This window comes from Paenarthrobacter nitroguajacolicus (assembly GCF_029952445.1).
GTDB lineage: Bacteria > Actinomycetota > Actinomycetes > Actinomycetales > Micrococcaceae > Arthrobacter > Arthrobacter nitroguajacolicus_B.
This window is the reverse complement of record NZ_JAQPPK010000005.1, coordinates 1-15,678: the sequence shown is the minus strand read 5'-3', so window position 1 is coordinate 15,678 and position 15,678 is coordinate 1. Positions and strand designations below refer to the sequence as shown.

Sequence of the window (15,678 nt, the reverse complement as noted above, 5' to 3'; positions counted from 1 at the left end):
CCACGTGACAGAACCCGCCCACCAGGAAACCCACCCGGGTCCCCGGTACGGCCTTGCCATCGAAACCCGTGGCCTGGTGAAGCGCTTCGGGCATCGGGCGGCCGTCGACGGCATCGATCTGGCAGTGCCGCGGGGATCGGTCTTTGGCTTCCTCGGGCCGAACGGCTCCGGTAAGACCACCACCATCCGGCTGCTTCTGGGCCTCGCCACAGCCAACGGCGGTGACATCAACGTCCTGGGCAGGAAGATGCCACAGTCGTTGGCCTCTGTTTTGCCGGATGTCGGCGCGCTGGTGGAGGGTCCGGGCTTCTACCCCTTCCTCAGCGGCGCGGGAAACCTCATGCGCTTGGACTCGGCGGACCGGCATGCAGCGTCCTCAACCAGGCGGCAAAGGGTCCACGATGCCTTGGAAAGGGTGGGACTGGGCCATGCTGCAGGAAAGAAGGTCCGCGCCTACTCACTGGGCATGAAGCAGCGCCTCGGCCTGGCTAACGCGATGCTGCGACCACGTGAATTGCTGGTCCTGGACGAACCGACCAACGGACTGGACCCACAAGGCACGCGCGAAGTCCGGAGCCTGGTTCGATCGCTCGCCGCGGGCGGGACGACCGTCTTCGTCTCCAGCCACCTCCTGGCCGAAGTTGAGCAGATGTGTACGCACGCAGGCATTATGAGCGCCGGCCGGCTGGTGGCCCAGGGGCCATTGGACGAGCTGCGTTCGGGCGGAGAGTCACGTGTGATCATTCAAACGCCCGACGTCGGCAAGGCCGTCGGCGTTCTGTCGCGCCTGGGGCTGGTCCCGGAAACAGGGGTGGCGCAGCGTGAAGCGGGCACCCTGGCAGGCGCCGGTCTCAACGGCGTGGCCCCGGAGGCAATTGTCGCTGCCCTTGTGGCAGAAGGCGTCCGCGTGCGGGGCTTCACCGTAGAAAACGCAAGCCTGGAAGAGCGCTTCGTGTCCTTGACCGGAGAGGGGTTCGACGTTGCCGGCTGAAACCGTTGGCCCGTCTGTAGCCGCCACTGCCCGCCCGCGGGCAGGATGGGCGCTCCTCGCCTCGGAACTGTCCGTCTTGTTTCGAAGGCTACGCACGTGGGCGATGCTTATCGCCTTGGCCGCCGTGCCCGTCCTGATTGCAGTTGCCGTGAAGCTCTCGTCCCGGCCCACAGCCCCCGGCCGTGGACCGCTGTTTCTGGACAGGATCACCCAGAACGGCCTGTTCGTGGCGGTCACGGCGCTGGTGGTGTGCGTGCCGTTGTTCCTTCCGCTCACCATAGGGGTGGTCGCGGGAGACACGATCGCAGGGGAAGCGAACCTTGGCACGTTGAGGTACCTCCTGCTGGCACCTGCAGGTCGGGTTCGGCTGCTGGTGGTGAAGTATGCCGGGATCTTGGCTTTCTGTATTGCTGCTACGGCAACAGTGGCAGCGTCAGGTGCCCTGGCCGGCGTCGTGCTTTTTCCTGTGGGACCGGTGACGCTGCTCTCCGGAGACACCATCAGTGTGGGCGAATCGGTTTTGAGGTCGCTTCTGATCGCGGCCTACATCACGGTTTCGCTGATGGGGTTGGGTGCCATCGGGCTCTTGATCTCAACCTTCACCGACGTGCCGGTGGGCGCCATGGCCGCCACCATTGTCCTCTCCGTTGTCTCACAGGTGCTGGACAACCTTCCGCAACTGGACTGGCTGCACCCTTGGCTGTTCAGCCACCACTGGTTGGGATTTGCTGATCTGCTGCGGCAACCGATCGGGTGGACGGCGTTCGGTGACAACGCACTGCTGCAGGCCGGGTACATAGCGGTGTGCGGCGCATTGGCCTACGCGAAATTCTCCAACAAGGACGTCTTGTCCTAGCTTTGTCGTAGGCTCTTCCCATGGCCAGATTCTTTGACGTTCATCCGGAAGACCCCCAACCCCGCGCCATTGGCCAAGTGGTCAATATGCTCCGCGAGGGCGGGTTGATCGCCTACCCCACCGACTCCTGCTACGCCTTGGGCGCCCAAGTGGGCAACCGGGAAGCGCTGGACCGGATCCGGACTATCCGGCACCTGGACGACAAACACCATTTCACCCTTGTCTGCAAGGACTTTGCCCAGATGGGGCAGTTCGTCATGTTGGACAACGACATCTTCAGGAGCATCAAAGCTGTCACGCCTGGCAGCTATACCTTTATCCTTCCGGCTACCCGGGAGGTTCCCAAGCGGCTGTTGCACCCGAAAAAGAAGACGGTGGGTGTCCGCATCCCGGACCACAAGGTAGTCCAGGCGCTTCTGGCGGAACTGGGAGAGCCCCTGCTCTCCAGCACCCTCCTGCTCCCGGATGAGGAAGAACCACTGACCCAGGGCTGGGAAATCAAGGAACGATTGGACAACCAGGTGGACGGCGTGATCGATGCCGGGGACACAGGCTCCGAACCCACCACCGTGATCGATTTCTCCAGCGGTGTGGCCGAGGTGGTACGGCGCGGGACGGGCGATCCTTCACGTTTCGAGTAGGAACCCCACCACGAGCCGCCGGGACAGCGAGGCCTACTCTTCCTGTTTGCGGGCCCGGCTCGGCTGAACGCGCATGGGCTCGCCGGGCATCTTGGGAAATTCGGGCGGGAACGGCATTTCACCCTGGCCGTTCTTGACGTCCCGTTCCCACCACTTGAGCAGCACATCGATGTCGCCTGGATTCTCGTGCATGGTTGCCCACGGATCCCCCACCTTCTTCAGCCGGTCAGGGACGGTAGTGATGGTGTACTTTGCGGGGTCGGCGTTCTCCAACTCCTCCCAGGCCAAGGGGCAGGAAACCTGCGCCGTGGGTACAGCCCGCGGGCTGTAGGCTCCGGCGATGGTGCGGTCCCGGTTGGCCTGGTTGAAATCCACGAAGATCCTGGTTCCGCGCTCCTCCTTCCACCAGGCCGTGGTGACTTTGTCCGGCATCCGGCGCTCAAGTTCGCGTCCGGCCGCGATCACGGCGTGGCGGACCTCGAGGAATTCGTGCTTGGGATGGATGGGGGCGTACACGTGCAGCCCCCGGTTGCCCGATGTCTTGATGAACGCGGCCAGTCCTGCCTCTTCCAGGACGGTACGAAGTTCCAGGGCAGCAGGAATGGCGTCATCGAAATCGGTTCCTGGCTGGGGATCCAGATCGATTCTCAGCTGGTCCGGATTGTCGGGATCGTTGGCCCGGGAGGCCCAGGGGTGGAACACCACCGTATTCATCTGCGCGGCCCACACTGCGGCTGCGGGTTCGTCGATGACCAGCTGTGGATGAGCCCGCGCGCTGGGATAGGTCACAGTGACTGCGTGGACGTAGTCCGGGGCACCCTTGGGTGGGTTCTTTGAAAAGAACATGTCTCCGTCGATGCTTCCCGAGTACCTTTGGAGGCTAATGGGCCGGTTTCCGTTGGCGGTGACAAAAGCCTCGCCTACATCGATGAGGTAGTTGGCGAGATCGAGCTTGGTCAGCCCCGCCTCCGGCCACATGACACGGCTGGGGCTTGAAATCCTGACCTCGCGTGGGCCGTTTGGACCGGGAACGGTAACAGTGGTTGCTTCATTCGCCATGGGCACAAGCTACCCCGGAATGGCGTATCGCGTCAGCACCCGGGGCGTAATTCGCCGGGGTGTTTCACAATGGCTCCTTTCCCAGGGCCCGGGTGGGTAATGATGGGTACATGCCCACAGCTGAGAAGTCCCTGAGCGTCCCTGTCTCCGATACGAAGGTATCGGCGTTGTATCTCTGTCCGGAGCACCCCGTTGCCACCCTGGTACTGGCACACGGCGCAGGGGCAGGAATGGAACACCCCTTTCTGCAGGGATTCGCAGCGGCCCTGGCTGAAGAGGGCGTCGCGACCCTTCGCTTCAACTTCCCCTACCGTGAAGCCGGGCGTCGCTTCCCGGACCGTCCGCCCCTGGCAATCGCCACCTGGCGGGCTGTGATGGAGGCAGCGGCGGAACTTACGGACGGCGGACCGTTGTGGGCTGGAGGCAAATCATTCGGCGGCCGCATGGCATCCATGGCCGTGGCCGAAGGCATGCCTGCACAGGGACTGGTCTACCTTGGCTATCCGCTGCATGCCCCGGGCAAGCCGGAGAAACTCCGGGACGAACACCTTTATGGGGTTACCGTACCGATGCTGTTCCTGCAGGGCACGAGGGATACCTTTGCCACCCCTGAAATCCTGGAGGCAGTGGTGGGTCGGATCGGGCCGACGGCGAAACTCCAATGGTGCGAGGGCGGCGACCATTCGTTTGCCGTCAAGGGCATGAAACGGAGCGCGGCGGAGGTGGGGGCATCCCTGGCGCCTGCAGTTGCTGAGTTCCTTCGGGCCGGCGCCTGATCCTATTTCAGCAGTGGCTCGTGGCGAAGGAACGATCTCCGGAAATGTCCTGTGCCCGCTGTCAAGGCACGCAGTTCGAGGGCATACCGAACCAGTTCCTGGTCCGGCACTTCCGCAAGGATCTCTGTCCCTTCGCCTTCGGCGGCGTCGGTTCCATTCACCCGCCCCCTCCGTGCCGACAGATCGCTCATGACGGCCCCAACGTACTCGTCGGGGACGCTGATCACCACAGAGGACACTGGTTCAAGGAGTTGGATTTTCGCAGCGGCCGCAGCCTCCCGCAGTGCCAAGGCACCGGCTGCCTGGAAAGCGGCATCCGAAGAGTCAACACTGTGGGTCTTGCCACCGACCAAGGTGACTTTGATGTCCACCACCGGGAATCCGTCCGAAACTCCTTTGAGCATTTGCGCACGCACTCCCTTTTCGACGGACGTGACAAACGTTGCCGGAATGGCGCCCCCGACGATCTTGTCCGTGAACGCGAACCCTTCCCCGCGACCCAGCGGCTCCACCTCAATGTCGCAAATGGCGAACTGGCCATGGCCACCCGATTGCTTGACATGGCGCCCGTGACCGGTGGCCTTACTGGCAAACGTCTCCCGCAGGGGCGTGATGATGTCCACCGTCTGCAACTTAACCCCTTGGTTTCGCAGGCGGTCCATGATCACCTCGGCATGCGCCTCTCCCATGCACCACAGGATCAGCTGATGGGTATCCGGATTGCGCTCCAGCCTGAGCGTCGGGTCAGCTGCCGCCACCTTTCCAATGCTCTTGGCCAACGCATCCTCGTCGCTGCGTGAGGCGCCCTCGATGGCGATCGGCATCAAGGGTTCCGGCATGTTCCAGGTTTCGATCAGGAGCGGGGACCCGCGGTCTGACACCGTATCGCCGGTCTCGGCGCTGGCCAGTTTGCTGATGGCGCAGATGTCACCGGCGATGCACTGCGGCACGGCTTTGAGGCTGGACCCCACCGGCGAATAGAGGTGGGTGACGCGTTCGTCGGCGTCGTGATCCTCGTGGCCCCTGTCAGCCAGTCCCCTGCCGCCGATATGGATCGATGAATCTTCACGCAGGGTCCCTGAGAATACCCGGACCAAGCACACCCGGCCGAGGAAAGGATCCACTGTGGTCCGTACGATTTCGCCGGCAAGGCGGCCGTTCGGATCGCATTCGAGGGGTTTCAGCGAGGAACCCTCCAGGGTCATGGCTGCAGGCAGTGTCCCTTCCAGGGGCGAAGGAAGGGCGTCAGTCAGAAGGGCCATGAGTTCCGGCAGGCCCAGTCCGGTTTCGGCCGAGGCGGGCATCACGGGAAAGAAACTGCCGCGCGCCACAGCGGTTTCCAGGTCCTTCACGAGATCGGCCAGTGGAAGTTCTTCACCGCCCAGATACCGGTCCATGAGGGTTTCGTCCTCGCTCTCGGCGATGATTCCTTCCAGCAGCGGCTCTCGTGCCGCTTCCACATCCGGGCCCGGCTCCTGACCCTCCATGCCGCCAGCGAGCACGGCAATGAGGCCGGCGTTTCCAGGCGCGGGAAGGTATAGCGGGAGGACCGATTCTCCGAAGGCTTCCCGGCAACGCTCGACGGCGGCGCTGAAGTCGGCGCGGGGATGGTCAAGTTTGCTGACCACTACGGCCCGCGGCAGCCGGATCTTCGCGCACTCGTTCCAGAGTGCGGTGGTGGCGCCGTCAATACCGTCCACGGCTGAGACAACAAAAAGGGCCGCGTCTGCGGCCCTCAAACCAGCTCGCAATTCGCCGGTGAAGTCGGTGTAGCCCGGAGTGTCGATCAGATTGACCTTGACATCACCAACCATGATTGGTGCCACCGACAGCGTGACCGAGCGTTGTTGATGGATGGCTGAGGGATCGGAGTCACTGACTGTGGTGCCTTCGCTGATGGAGCCCATCCTCGTGATGGCTCCCGTTGCCGCGAGAAGTGCTTCCACCAGCATCGACTTGCCCGAACCTGAATGCCCCACCAGCGCCACATTTCGAAGCTTGCCGGGATCCAGGGCCGTCAAGGCGGCACTGTTGTCGCTGCGCCTGGTTTCGTTGGCAGTGGAGCCCGTCCCCTTTGCCTCTTCGCGCGTGCCCTTTGCAGACATGGACGCCTCCTGGTCTTCCGGCGAGGGAGTCCGAACGCTCGTGGGTTCGAACCCGAAAATCCGAATGTTAAAGAGGATTGGACACCCTGAGGCGACCACAGGGCAAGTGCCTGCAGCCACCAAACCCAGGCCGGCGCCGTCGTGGGTCCCTGGCTCCTTCCGACGCCGGGCTAAACGGTGAGCATCCCCCACAACAACCAGACGGACGCGGCCGCGCAGGCGGCAATAACCATGGCAAATCCGGAGAGCCAAACGAACGCGGGGACCCCGGTGGTACGGCCCAGGATGAAGGCGTCGGATGCCGTCAGCCGTTCACGGCGCTTTGTGTGGACGGCAGCAAGTTTGAAGAGGTCGCGCACTCCTCCCACGGACAGTGCGACCCCAAGGGCCAACACCGCGTAGTTGACCACAGTCGGGGTGGCGAAGAGAACCAGGAGCTGCGCAATGACCGCACTGGCCACTGCCACCAATATCCCTGTCAGGTTCCGCAGGAAAACCAGCGACACCAGCAGCACCAGTGCTCCCACCGACATGGCAGCCCCGGACCGCCCTGCACTGACTGCGGCAATCAGGCACAGTCCCACCAAAGCCGGGGCCGGATACCCCCAGAAGCCGGACCAGGCGGCGCCAAAGGCACTCCTGCCGCTGCTGACCAGGCGTCCGGAGTGGTCAAGGCCGATCCTGAGTCCGTGGACAAACCTGCCGGTCATCAACGCCGCGTAGGCGTGGCCCAGCTCGTGGACGAATGTGACATAGAGGCCGAACCAACGCCAGGTGGCCCGGGGGATGCTGAGGATCACGGCACAGGCAATGATGCCAAGCAGGACCGGCAAGGGCACAACGGTGGTGTGGCTCTGGGTGAAGCCGCGGACAACCGCATCCCACCACGTTTGCAGAAGGTTCACAGAACCGTGGACCGGAGCAGGGAATGCAAGCCCGCGATGAGGATCTCCAGGCCGAATTCGAACGCCGCTTCGCCGCGCTCGTCAGCAGGTCCTGCGTTGGACAAGGCGCTGGCAAGGGCCGGGAACCCCTCCGACGGCGGCGCCCAGACCACATCGGGAGCTGCCAGGTCCAAGGCGAAACCCAAGGCGAAACTGTCGATGGTGGAGATGGCGGACAGTACGTCCCGGCCCCGGAAACCGGCGGATTCCAATGCCACCGCCAGGTTCTCGTAAAGGGCCAGGACCTGGTGGTCCTGGACAGTCTGGAGTACCAGGAGGGGTGCGAGCCTGGGGTGCCGGGCGAAGGCGTCCCGGTAGCTGCGCACAATGGTTCGAAGGGCGGCCTCCCAGTCGCCGCCCCTGATTTCGTAGGGGCTCTCGGAAATGATGCGGCCCCGCATGAGTTCAAGGATTTCTTCGCGTCCGCTGACGTGGTTATAGATGGAGGACTGGCTGACGCCGATCCTTTTGGCCAGTTTGGGCAGGCTGAAGTCCCCTGCCTCGTCCACCAACTCCAAGGCGGCGGTGACGAGTGCGTCGATGGATATCAGCGGGACCAGCGGGCGTGCCATTCGGGGTACTCCATTCAAGGTTGATGTTACGACTCTAGCCAGAAGTTACGCCGAAGGTATTGTGCCGCGAATCACAACGCCTTACGATAAACGAAAGCCTTTCGCTTAATGTCATTTACCACATACTTCCCACCCCCAATAGGATCCTCATGTCAGACCTCGAAACCCGACCTCCAACATCCGAGGCCGGAAATGGGCTCAAACGGAACGCCCTGGGCACCGGCGGCATCGCCTTCCTGGTGATCTCCGCAGCAGCCCCCCTCACCGTCATGGCCGGCGTGGCCCCGGTAGCCATAGGAATCGGGGGCATAGGCGCCCCCATGGGCTACGTCATCGCCGGCGCGGTGCTTCTGGTCTTCGCCGCAGCTTTCATGGCAATGACCAAACACGTCAAAGCCGCCGGCGGCTTCTACACCTACATCACCCTGGCCATGGGCAAAACGGTGGGCCTCGCCTCGGCAATCCTGGCGATAGTGTCTTACAACTGCCTGCAAATCGGGGTTTACGGTCTCTTCGCGGTGCAGACCCAAGCCATGCTTCGGACTCTCTTCGGACTGGACGTTCCCTGGCCCCTGGTCGCCTTGGTGGCCATCGCGGCCGTCTGGTTCCTCGGGTACCGCGGCATCGACGTCGGGGCCAAAGTCCTGGGCGTACTGCTCATCGCAGAGACGGCGATCCTCGCCATCATGGGCGCAGGAATCCTGGCGCACGGCGGCGCCGAAGGCATCAGCTTTGATTCCTTCGCCCCCGAGCACGCCTTCACGCCCGGCGTCCTGGCCATCCTTGCCATCTGCTTCGCGGCGTTCATGGGCTTTGAATCCACCGTCCTCTACCGGCGTGAAGCCCGGGATCCGGACAAGTCGGTCCCCCGGGCCACCTACATCGCTGTGGGATTCATGTCCGTGTTCTATGCCTTCATTGTGTGGACAGTCATCCAGGCCTACGGCAACGGAAACGTCGTGACTGCCGCCGGGCAACTGGCCGATGGAATGTTCTTCGCCACGATCAACCAGTACGTCGGCCCGTGGGCCGAGGTAGTGATGTACCTGCTGATCGTCACCAGCGTTTATGCCTCGCAGCTGGCCTTCCACAACGCCATCAACCGCTACGTCTACATGCTTGCCAAGGACGGCATCCTCCCGACATTCCTGGCCAGGACCCACCCCAAGTACAAATCACCCCACCGCGCCGGGCAGATCCAGACTGTCCTGGCCGCCGTCGTCATCCTGATCTGCGCGATCGCCAATGCCGACCCGTACAAACACTTGCTGATTTGGGTCAACACGCCCGGCATTGTCGGGATCGTAGCCCTCCAAGGCCTGGTCTCGGTGGCCGCGTTCGTGTACCTGCGCCGCAATCCTGCCGCCGTGACCAACCGGCTGCTCCTGCCCGTGAGCATCGCCTCGGCCGTCCTCTTGTTCGGAGTGGTGGCTCTGATCGCCATCAACATCGAACTCCTCACCTTTGCGGATTCCCTCACCAACGCCATCCTCCTGGCTGTTACCCCCATTGTTTTCCTTGTCGGCCTGCTGATCGCCCGCCGCTTGCGAACAGCCCGCCCCGACGTCTTCGCCCGGATTGGAAGCTTCGAAACCCATGACTCCTGACCTGATCGTCCTTGCAGACACCATCCACACTCTGGACGGGAACCCGCAGCATGAGCCCGTCCAGGCCGTTGCCGTCAGCGGCGGCACGGTAACCGCCGTCGGAAGCCGCGCGGATGCCCAGGAGTGGCGCCAAGCGGGCACCCGTGTGGTGGACCTCGGCAGCGCGACGCTGACGCCGGGCCTGGTTGACTGCCACATGCATCCGGTGTTTGGCCTGGACCTCACCATCGGCGTCGACCTTTCGGGCGCGGCAACGCTGGACGAAGTCCGGCGGCTCCTGACCGCCCAGGCAGCGAACGACGGCGACTGGTTGCGTGGCTGGGGCCTGAATCCAAACGCTTTCGGCTCCGTGCCTTTGCACCGCAGCGTGCTGGATGACGTCAGCGGCGGCAAGCCGGCGCTGATCCGCCTGTTTGATGGCCATTCCGCAGTCGCGAACAGCCTTGCGCTGGAGCTGGCAGGGGTCCGCGGCAGGTACGAGTTCGAGCAAGCCTCGGAAGTGGTCTGCGACGGGGACGGAGTTCCTACAGGCCTGCTGCTTGAAGCCGCGGCAATGGAATTGGTGCAACGCCACATTCCCCAGGAGCCCTTCGCGCGACGCAAGGAAAGGTTGGCCGACCTGCTTCGCGATTTCGCGAGATCGGGACTCACCGGGGGCCACGTCATGGATCACAGCGATGAATCCGCAAAGCTGTTTCAAGGATTGGAGGCCGACGGCGAGTTGCCTCTGAGGCTTCGTTCAGCTCCCTGGTGCATGCCCGGCACCTCCGAAGCAGACTGGAAGAAGCTCGCCCGGACAATAGGCACCGGCGGACGCCGCTGGTCCGTTGAAGCCATCAAGCTCTTTGTCGACGGCACGGTGGACAACGGAACAGCCTGGCTCTACGAACCGGACATGTACGGCGAATCCACGGCACCTTTCTGGCCGCGGCCCGAGGAATACTCAGCCGCCGTCCGCTACTTCGCAGCCCGCGGAATTCCAACGGCGACCCACGCGATCGGCGACGCCGGGGTCAGCCATGTACTGGCGGCCCTGGAATCACTGGGCGGCGTTGTCCCAGCTGATGTGCTGCGGCGGACCGTCCACAGGATCGAACACATCGAGACCGTGCCAGACGAACTCGTTGCGCGTTTCAAGGATTCGGGCGTTGTGGCAAGCATGCAACCGAGCCACTGCACGCACTACTCACTGGCAGACCACAGCGACAACTGGTCCACCAGGCTGGGCACAGTGCGGGCGGACAGGGCCTGGCGATGCCGGGACGTTCGTGAAACCGGAGTTGTCCTGGGAATGGGTTCGGATTGGCCGATCGCCCCCTTCCCGCCGTTGCCGATCATGGCGGATGCTCAATTGCGTCGTCGCTCGGGCCACCCCGAACAGCAGCCCATTGCTCCGGCCCAGGCCCTGACGGCGCTGCAAGCGCTCGAGGGTTACACCTCCCACGCTGCGAAAGCTGCGGGCCTTTGGGAAGTTTCGGGGTCGATCACCGTGGGCAAGCGGGCGGACTTCACGGCCTTCGAACTCGACCCGCTCACCGCCGCTCCGGATGAACTTGCCACCAGCAGCGTCCTGGGCACGTTCGTGGACGGGGAAATCCAGTTCATGCTGGACCGGTTGGGCTAGCCGGGGGGGCTGCCTGGGTTTTGCCTACATCCGGGTTTTGCCTACATCCGGTTTTTGGTCCTGGCAGTAGCAGGCGCCGTCCACGGGTCTTCGGGCCAGGGATGCTTGGGGTAGCGTCCACGCATCTCTGCCCGGACCTGTGCGTATGGTCCGGACCAAAAGGACGTGAGATCGTCAGTGACCGCCAGGGGTCGGCCGGCTGGCGACAACAAGTGAAAGAGGACAGGAACCCTGCCGTCCACCAGCCGGGGCGTCCTGTCCCAGCCAAAGCACTCCTGCAACTTGACCGCCACAACGGGACGACCGCCGTCGTCGTCCACATCCGGATAGTCGAGGCGGACCAGCGAACCACTGGGAACCTCCAGGCGTTCGGGAACAAGGGCATCCAAGCGACTGGCTTCCGGCCACGGCAGGAGGCGGCGCAGCGGTTCGGCCAGATTGATGGCTGCCGAGGCTGTGCCGGTTGCCATGGCCTCCAACTCCGGTGCCAACCACTCCTCCAACCTGGCCAGCAACCCTGCTTCAGTGACGTCGGGCCAGGGAGCGCCGAGCTCCCGATGCAGCAACGCCAACCGACGCCGCAACGCATCTGCGGCAGCTGACCAGTTGAGCATGGATAAGCCGCTTTTCCCCAGGGCATCGGCCACGGCGAGTCGTCCGGACTCAGCGGTGGCGCGGACCGGTGTGGAGGAGAGGACAATCGCCCCCAGCCTCCGTTCCAGCCTGGCGGTCACGCGACCCTGCTTGAACGCTGCGTGCACCTTTGTGGTCAGCAACTGGGGAGCCGCAGCTTCGGCCAGTTCAGCAGTGAGCGGCGCCGCCGAGCGAATAACCGCCCCGGTGCCGGCGGCGTCGCGACCTTGCGCGCGTGACACCTCAGCAACTGCCAGCCACTCCTGGCCGGACAGGGAACTTCCCGCAGGCAGTCCGGCCCGAGTCCCTGACGTCAGCAAATAGTTGGCCGGGCCGTCCCCCGGAACGCGTTTGGCCATACGGTCCGGGAACGCCAGGGCCACGACGAACCCGGGCGCCTCGCCTGTGGTGATCGTGTGGACATCCGGAGCAGGTACGACGGCGCCCGCTTCCTGCCGCGCGATCGATTCCATCCGCTGGACGTCCTCGGCGAAACGACGGGCGGCGGCATCAGACCCGGAGCGGAGGAAAGCCAGCAGCTTGGTGATGTCCGCCCCGGGTGCCCGCTGGTCGCCCGCCACGAGGGCCACGGTCTCGGCCGCGGCACGCCTGCCAACAACTGACGACCCGTCGAGCAAGGCCCTGGCAAGGCGCGGGTCGGAAGGAACGCGCGCCAACATTCTTCCCACGGCCGTAGCTGTTCCGTCCTCCGAGACGGCACCGAGTTCCCTGAGGACTTCAACGGCATCGTTCATTCCGGCGAGGGGCGGGGCATCCGGCAGCGCCAGCCCCCGGCCACCGGGCGAACCCCAACACGCGAGAACCAACGCAGCACCGGTCAGGTCGGCGGCCAGGATCTCCGGCGTTTGATGAGCCGGCGCCGCGGCAAACGCCCGTTGGTCGTAGCAGCGGACCACGGTGCCCGGACCCTGCCTGGCAGCACGCCCGGCGCGCTGCTCCGCCGAAGCCCGGGAACACGACACAGTGACAAGGCCCGACATGCCGCGGCCCGCATCGCGGCGTGGTTCGCGGGACAGCCCGGAATCGATGACCAGGCGAACTCCGGGAACAGTGAGTGACGACTCTGCCAAGGCTGTGGACACGATGATACGCGGCGAGCCCCCGGGCTCGCGGCCCGATACTGCCCTGTCCTGGGCTTCCGGACCGACCTGGCCATGCAACTCAAGAACCTCAGTGCCTCCTGGGACCTCCGCCCGCAGGCGGGAAGCGACGTCGGACACCTCGCGGACACCCGGGAGGAACACCAACGCATCCACATCAGGGTTGCCGGCCAGCGCTGCAGCATGGGCCGCCGCCGCGGTCCGGGCAACGTGGTCAAGGAAGGTGCGCGCCACTCCCCGTTCGTCCAGGCGGTTCTCCCGCGCTGGGCGCCACTGGACCTCCAATGGATGCAGAGCCGAAGGGCAGTCAACGACGGGAGCCGGCTTGCCGCCGTCGTCCGCCGTTCCCAGCAACGCGGCGAACCGTTGGGCGTCGAGGGTGGCCGACATGGCCACCAGTATGAGGTCCCCACGGAGTTCCCGGACCTCTGCGAGCATGCCCACCAGAAGATCGGATTCGAGGCCACGCTCATGGACCTCGTCAAGGACCACGGCATGGACGCCCTCAAGGCCAGGATCGCTGAGAAGCCGACGCAAGAGAATGCCGGGCGTGACAAATTCGACTACCGTGTCCCGGCCGGTTCTGCTTTCCCCACGGACGGTGTAGCCAACCCTTCCACCCATGCGGGTTCCGTCCAACGCCGCGAGTCGACGCGCGGCAGAGCGGGCGGCCACACGCCGGGGTTGCGTGACGACGACGCGTGGTTGGGCGGGCTGCTGCTGTTCGACCTGCTGCTTTTCGACGAGATTCGCCAGCAGCGGAGGCACCAAAGTGGTCTTGCCCGTACCGGGCGGTGCCTGCACGACTGCAGCGCCGCCGTCGCCCTGCTGCGTGAGGGCCTCTGCGAGGTTCCCAATGGAGTCCGCGAAGACCAGTCCCCTGCCGATGGTGTCCAGTCTGAAAGTCACCGAACCATTGTCGCTGGTTTCTGGAACCTTCCTGGCAGCGAAAAGGCCGCGCCCCCCGTGGGAGCGCGGCCTCTTCAACCGTTGTGCCTAGCCAATCGTGGAGGCATCGATGACAAAACGGTAGCGGACGTCCGAGGCAAGGACGCGCTCGTAGGCGTCGTTGATCTTGCTGGCCGGAATGACCTCGATCTCCGCTCCGAGGCCATGCTCTGCACAGAAGTCCAGCATTTCCTGCGTTTCGCGGATGCCACCGATCATGGAACCGGCAAAACGACGGCGGCCACCGATCAGGGCAAAGGCGTTCACTGGTAGCGGCTCGGCGGGGGCGCCGACGTTGACAAGGGTCCCGTCCAGGGTAAGCAACTGCAAGTAGGCGCTGATGTCGATGGATGCGCTGACGGTATTGATGATGAGGTCGAATGTTCCGGCGAGCTCTTCGAAGGTGGCGGGGTCACTGGTTGCGTAATAGTGGTCCGCACCGAGCTTGAGGCCGTCTTCCATCTTTTTCAGTGACTGCGAAAGAACCGTCACGTCGGCACCCATGGCGTGGGCGATCTTGACGCCCATGTGGCCCAAACCGCCCAGGCCCACAATGGCGACCTTCTTGCCCGGACCCGCGCCCCAGTGGTGAAGGGGGGAGAACGTCGTGATGCCTGCGCATAGCAGCGGAGCAGCTACATCGAGGTCCAGACCTTCAGGGATAGTCACCACGAAGTCTTCGTTCACTACAACATTGCTGGAGTAGCCACCTTGGGTGATGGTGCCGTCGCGGTCCACGGCGCCATAGGTGCCGACGTTGCCCTTGAGGCAGTACTGTTCCTCACCGGCCAGGCAGTTCTTGCATTCCTTGCAGGAGTTCACCATGCAGCCGACGCCGACGCGGTCGCCGACCTTGTGCTTGGTGACCTCGGAGCCGACCTTTGTGACGATGCCTGCGATTTCGTGGCCCGGTACCAGGGGGTACTGCTGCGGACCCCAGTCACCGCGGACGGTGTGGATGTCTGAGTGGCAGATGCCGGCGAACTTGATGTCAATATGGACGTCGTTCGGGCCAACCTCGCGGCGTTCAATAGTGGTCAGGGTCAGGTCGCCCGTGGCCGAGGGTGAAGCAAATGCGGAAGCGGTAGGCATGTTTCTCCTGCGTCTCTGTCTTTAGCGGATGTTTCCATCTAACACTCTTTACCTGAACGTAAGGAGTTACTGCTGTTAGGGGTAATGGCAGTAACTCCCTCCGCAACCACAAGTCCTCACGGTGGAAGGTGCCACGCAAAGGATTTCGCCGACTTTTCCACATAGCTCATATGGACCCCAACTATTGATGCGGTGCCGTGACAGGCTCTTTGTATGGAAGCAATCGGGCACGTATTCGGGGCGGAGGCCGGCCTCGCCGACGCGCCCGCCCGGTCCGTCGCATCCACAGTCAGCGCCTTCCCGTCCGGCGATGTGGGCAGCCGACGGCGTGCTTTAGGCATCGAATCCACGTTTGGTTCCGGGGCCCCGTTTGGTTCCGGGACTGCGTTTGGTTCCGGAACTGCGTTTTGTTCCGGAACTGCGGCTCCGGGAGCGGCGATGTGGGCTGATGAGGATCCTGCCTTGGCCGTGGGCTCTTCCCTTGACGATGTGTCGGAGGCGTTGGCTGAGTTGCGTGCCTCGGTTGCCGCGGATGCCCGGTTGTTTGGGTTCGCTGAGGCCGCGGATTTCGCGGGCAGGGTCGAGGATCTGTCGCGGCAGTTGGAGTACGTGCAGGTGGTCGCGGCGCAGGCAGTGGAGCGGACCCGGCGGGAGGCCGCACAGGCCGAAGCTCGGGCGGGCGGGTCTGCGCGGCAGGCCGGGTCTGGCG

12 protein-coding genes and 1 pseudogene are annotated in these 15,678 nt (G+C 64.1%); 7 read left to right on the top strand and 6 right to left on the bottom strand.

Going from position 1 to position 15,678, the window contains the following annotated elements:
- Window positions 1-4 precede the first annotated feature (4 nt).
- Genes PJL15_RS04590 through PJL15_RS04580 form a run of 3 tightly spaced genes read left to right on the top strand, consistent with a single transcriptional unit; the run spans window position 5 to window position 2,488 of the window.
- A complete protein-coding gene (locus tag PJL15_RS04590) occupies window positions 5-991 on the top strand; it encodes an ABC transporter ATP-binding protein (RefSeq protein ID WP_281450033.1) in 987 nt (328 codons plus the stop codon).
- Window positions 981-1,847, top strand: coding sequence for an ABC transporter permease (locus PJL15_RS04585; protein ID WP_281450032.1), 867 nt, complete (start codon window positions 981-983; stop codon window positions 1,845-1,847). Before PJL15_RS04590 ends, PJL15_RS04585 begins: the two co-directional genes overlap by 11 nt.
- Window positions 1,848-1,867: 20 nt before the next feature.
- On the top strand, window positions 1,868-2,488 hold the full coding sequence (locus tag PJL15_RS04580) for an L-threonylcarbamoyladenylate synthase (RefSeq protein ID WP_281450031.1): 621 nt from the start codon (window positions 1,868-1,870) through the stop codon (window positions 2,486-2,488).
- A gap of 33 nt (window positions 2,489-2,521) precedes the next feature.
- On the opposite strand, the gene ligD is transcribed toward PJL15_RS04580, so the two are convergent.
- Window positions 2,522-3,547 carry a non-homologous end-joining DNA ligase gene (gene ligD, locus PJL15_RS04575; protein ID WP_281450030.1) on the bottom strand — a complete coding sequence of 342 codons (1,026 nt, stop codon included), beginning with the start codon at window positions 3,545-3,547 and terminating at the stop codon, window positions 2,522-2,524.
- A gap of 110 nt (window positions 3,548-3,657) precedes the next feature.
- Here ligD and PJL15_RS04570 point away from each other — a divergent pair, with 110 nt between their 5' ends.
- Window positions 3,658-4,323 carry an alpha/beta hydrolase family protein gene (locus PJL15_RS04570; RefSeq protein WP_281450029.1) on the top strand — a complete coding sequence of 222 codons (666 nt, stop codon included), beginning with the start codon at window positions 3,658-3,660 and terminating at the stop codon, window positions 4,321-4,323.
- Window positions 4,324-4,325: 2 nt separating this feature from the next.
- On the opposite strand, the gene PJL15_RS04565 is transcribed toward PJL15_RS04570, so the two are convergent.
- The 3 genes from PJL15_RS04565 to PJL15_RS04555 form a co-directional block, all read right to left on the bottom strand.
- Complete coding sequence (locus PJL15_RS04565; RefSeq protein WP_281450028.1) at window positions 4,326-6,428, bottom strand: elongation factor G-like protein EF-G2; 2,103 nt, start codon at window positions 6,426-6,428, stop codon at window positions 4,326-4,328.
- A 170-nt stretch (window positions 6,429-6,598) separates the two neighbouring features.
- Complete coding sequence (locus tag PJL15_RS04560; RefSeq protein WP_281450027.1) at window positions 6,599-7,333, bottom strand: M50 family metallopeptidase; 735 nt, start codon at window positions 7,331-7,333, stop codon at window positions 6,599-6,601.
- Window positions 7,330-7,944: a TetR/AcrR family transcriptional regulator C-terminal domain-containing protein gene (locus tag PJL15_RS04555; protein WP_281450026.1), complete on the bottom strand. Its 615-nt coding sequence runs from the start codon at window positions 7,942-7,944 to the stop codon at window positions 7,330-7,332. The genes PJL15_RS04560 and PJL15_RS04555 overlap by 4 nt, the downstream gene beginning before the upstream one ends.
- Before the next feature lie 149 nt (window positions 7,945-8,093).
- Here PJL15_RS04555 and PJL15_RS04550 point away from each other — a divergent pair, with 149 nt between their 5' ends.
- Together PJL15_RS04550 and PJL15_RS04545 are read left to right on the top strand one after the other, a co-directional pair.
- A complete protein-coding gene (locus tag PJL15_RS04550; protein ID WP_281450025.1) occupies window positions 8,094-9,551 on the top strand; it encodes an APC family permease in 1,458 nt (485 codons plus the stop codon).
- Window positions 9,541-11,175, top strand: a complete 1,635-nt coding sequence (locus tag PJL15_RS04545; RefSeq protein WP_281450024.1) for an amidohydrolase — start codon at window positions 9,541-9,543, stop codon at window positions 11,173-11,175. Before PJL15_RS04550 ends, PJL15_RS04545 begins: the two co-directional genes overlap by 11 nt.
- A 41-nt stretch (window positions 11,176-11,216) precedes the next feature.
- Here the strand turns inward: PJL15_RS04545 and hrpB are convergent, their stop codons facing one another.
- Window positions 11,217-13,838, bottom strand: coding sequence for an ATP-dependent helicase HrpB (hrpB, locus tag PJL15_RS04540; protein ID WP_281450023.1), 2,622 nt, complete (start codon window positions 13,836-13,838; stop codon window positions 11,217-11,219).
- An 87-nt stretch (window positions 13,839-13,925) separates the two neighbouring features.
- Window positions 13,926-14,969: an NAD(P)-dependent alcohol dehydrogenase gene (locus PJL15_RS04535; protein WP_281450022.1), complete on the bottom strand. Its 1,044-nt coding sequence runs from the start codon at window positions 14,967-14,969 to the stop codon at window positions 13,926-13,928.
- A 213-nt stretch (window positions 14,970-15,182) separates the two neighbouring features.
- Between PJL15_RS04535 and PJL15_RS04530 the strand changes: the two are divergent.
- Window positions 15,183-15,678 (top strand): annotated as a pseudogene (locus tag PJL15_RS04530) (hypothetical protein); the annotation flags it as partial.

What these genes read in the sequence shown, in the direction of transcription:
- PJL15_RS04580 (WP_281450031.1), top strand. Translation starts at nt 1,868, where the DNA reads ATGGCCAGATTCTTTGACGTTCATCCGGAAGACCCCCAACCCCGCGCC.
- PJL15_RS04550 (WP_281450025.1), top strand. Translation starts at nt 8,094, where the DNA reads ATGTCAGACCTCGAAACCCGACCTCCAACATCCGAGGCCGGAAATGGG.
- PJL15_RS04545 (WP_281450024.1), top strand. Translation starts at nt 9,541, where the DNA reads ATGACTCCTGACCTGATCGTCCTTGCAGACACCATCCACACTCTGGAC.
- PJL15_RS04555 (WP_281450026.1), bottom strand. Translation starts at nt 7,944, where the DNA reads ATGGCACGCCCGCTGGTCCCGCTGATATCCATCGACGCACTCGTCACC.
- PJL15_RS04570 (WP_281450029.1), top strand. Translation starts at nt 3,658, where the DNA reads ATGCCCACAGCTGAGAAGTCCCTGAGCGTCCCTGTCTCCGATACGAAG.
- PJL15_RS04565 (WP_281450028.1), bottom strand. Translation starts at nt 6,428, where the DNA reads ATGTCTGCAAAGGGCACGCGCGAAGAGGCAAAGGGGACGGGCTCCACT.
- ligD (WP_281450030.1), bottom strand. Translation starts at nt 3,547, where the DNA reads ATGGCGAATGAAGCAACCACTGTTACCGTTCCCGGTCCAAACGGCCCA.
- PJL15_RS04535 (WP_281450022.1), bottom strand. Translation starts at nt 14,969, where the DNA reads ATGCCTACCGCTTCCGCATTTGCTTCACCCTCGGCCACGGGCGACCTG.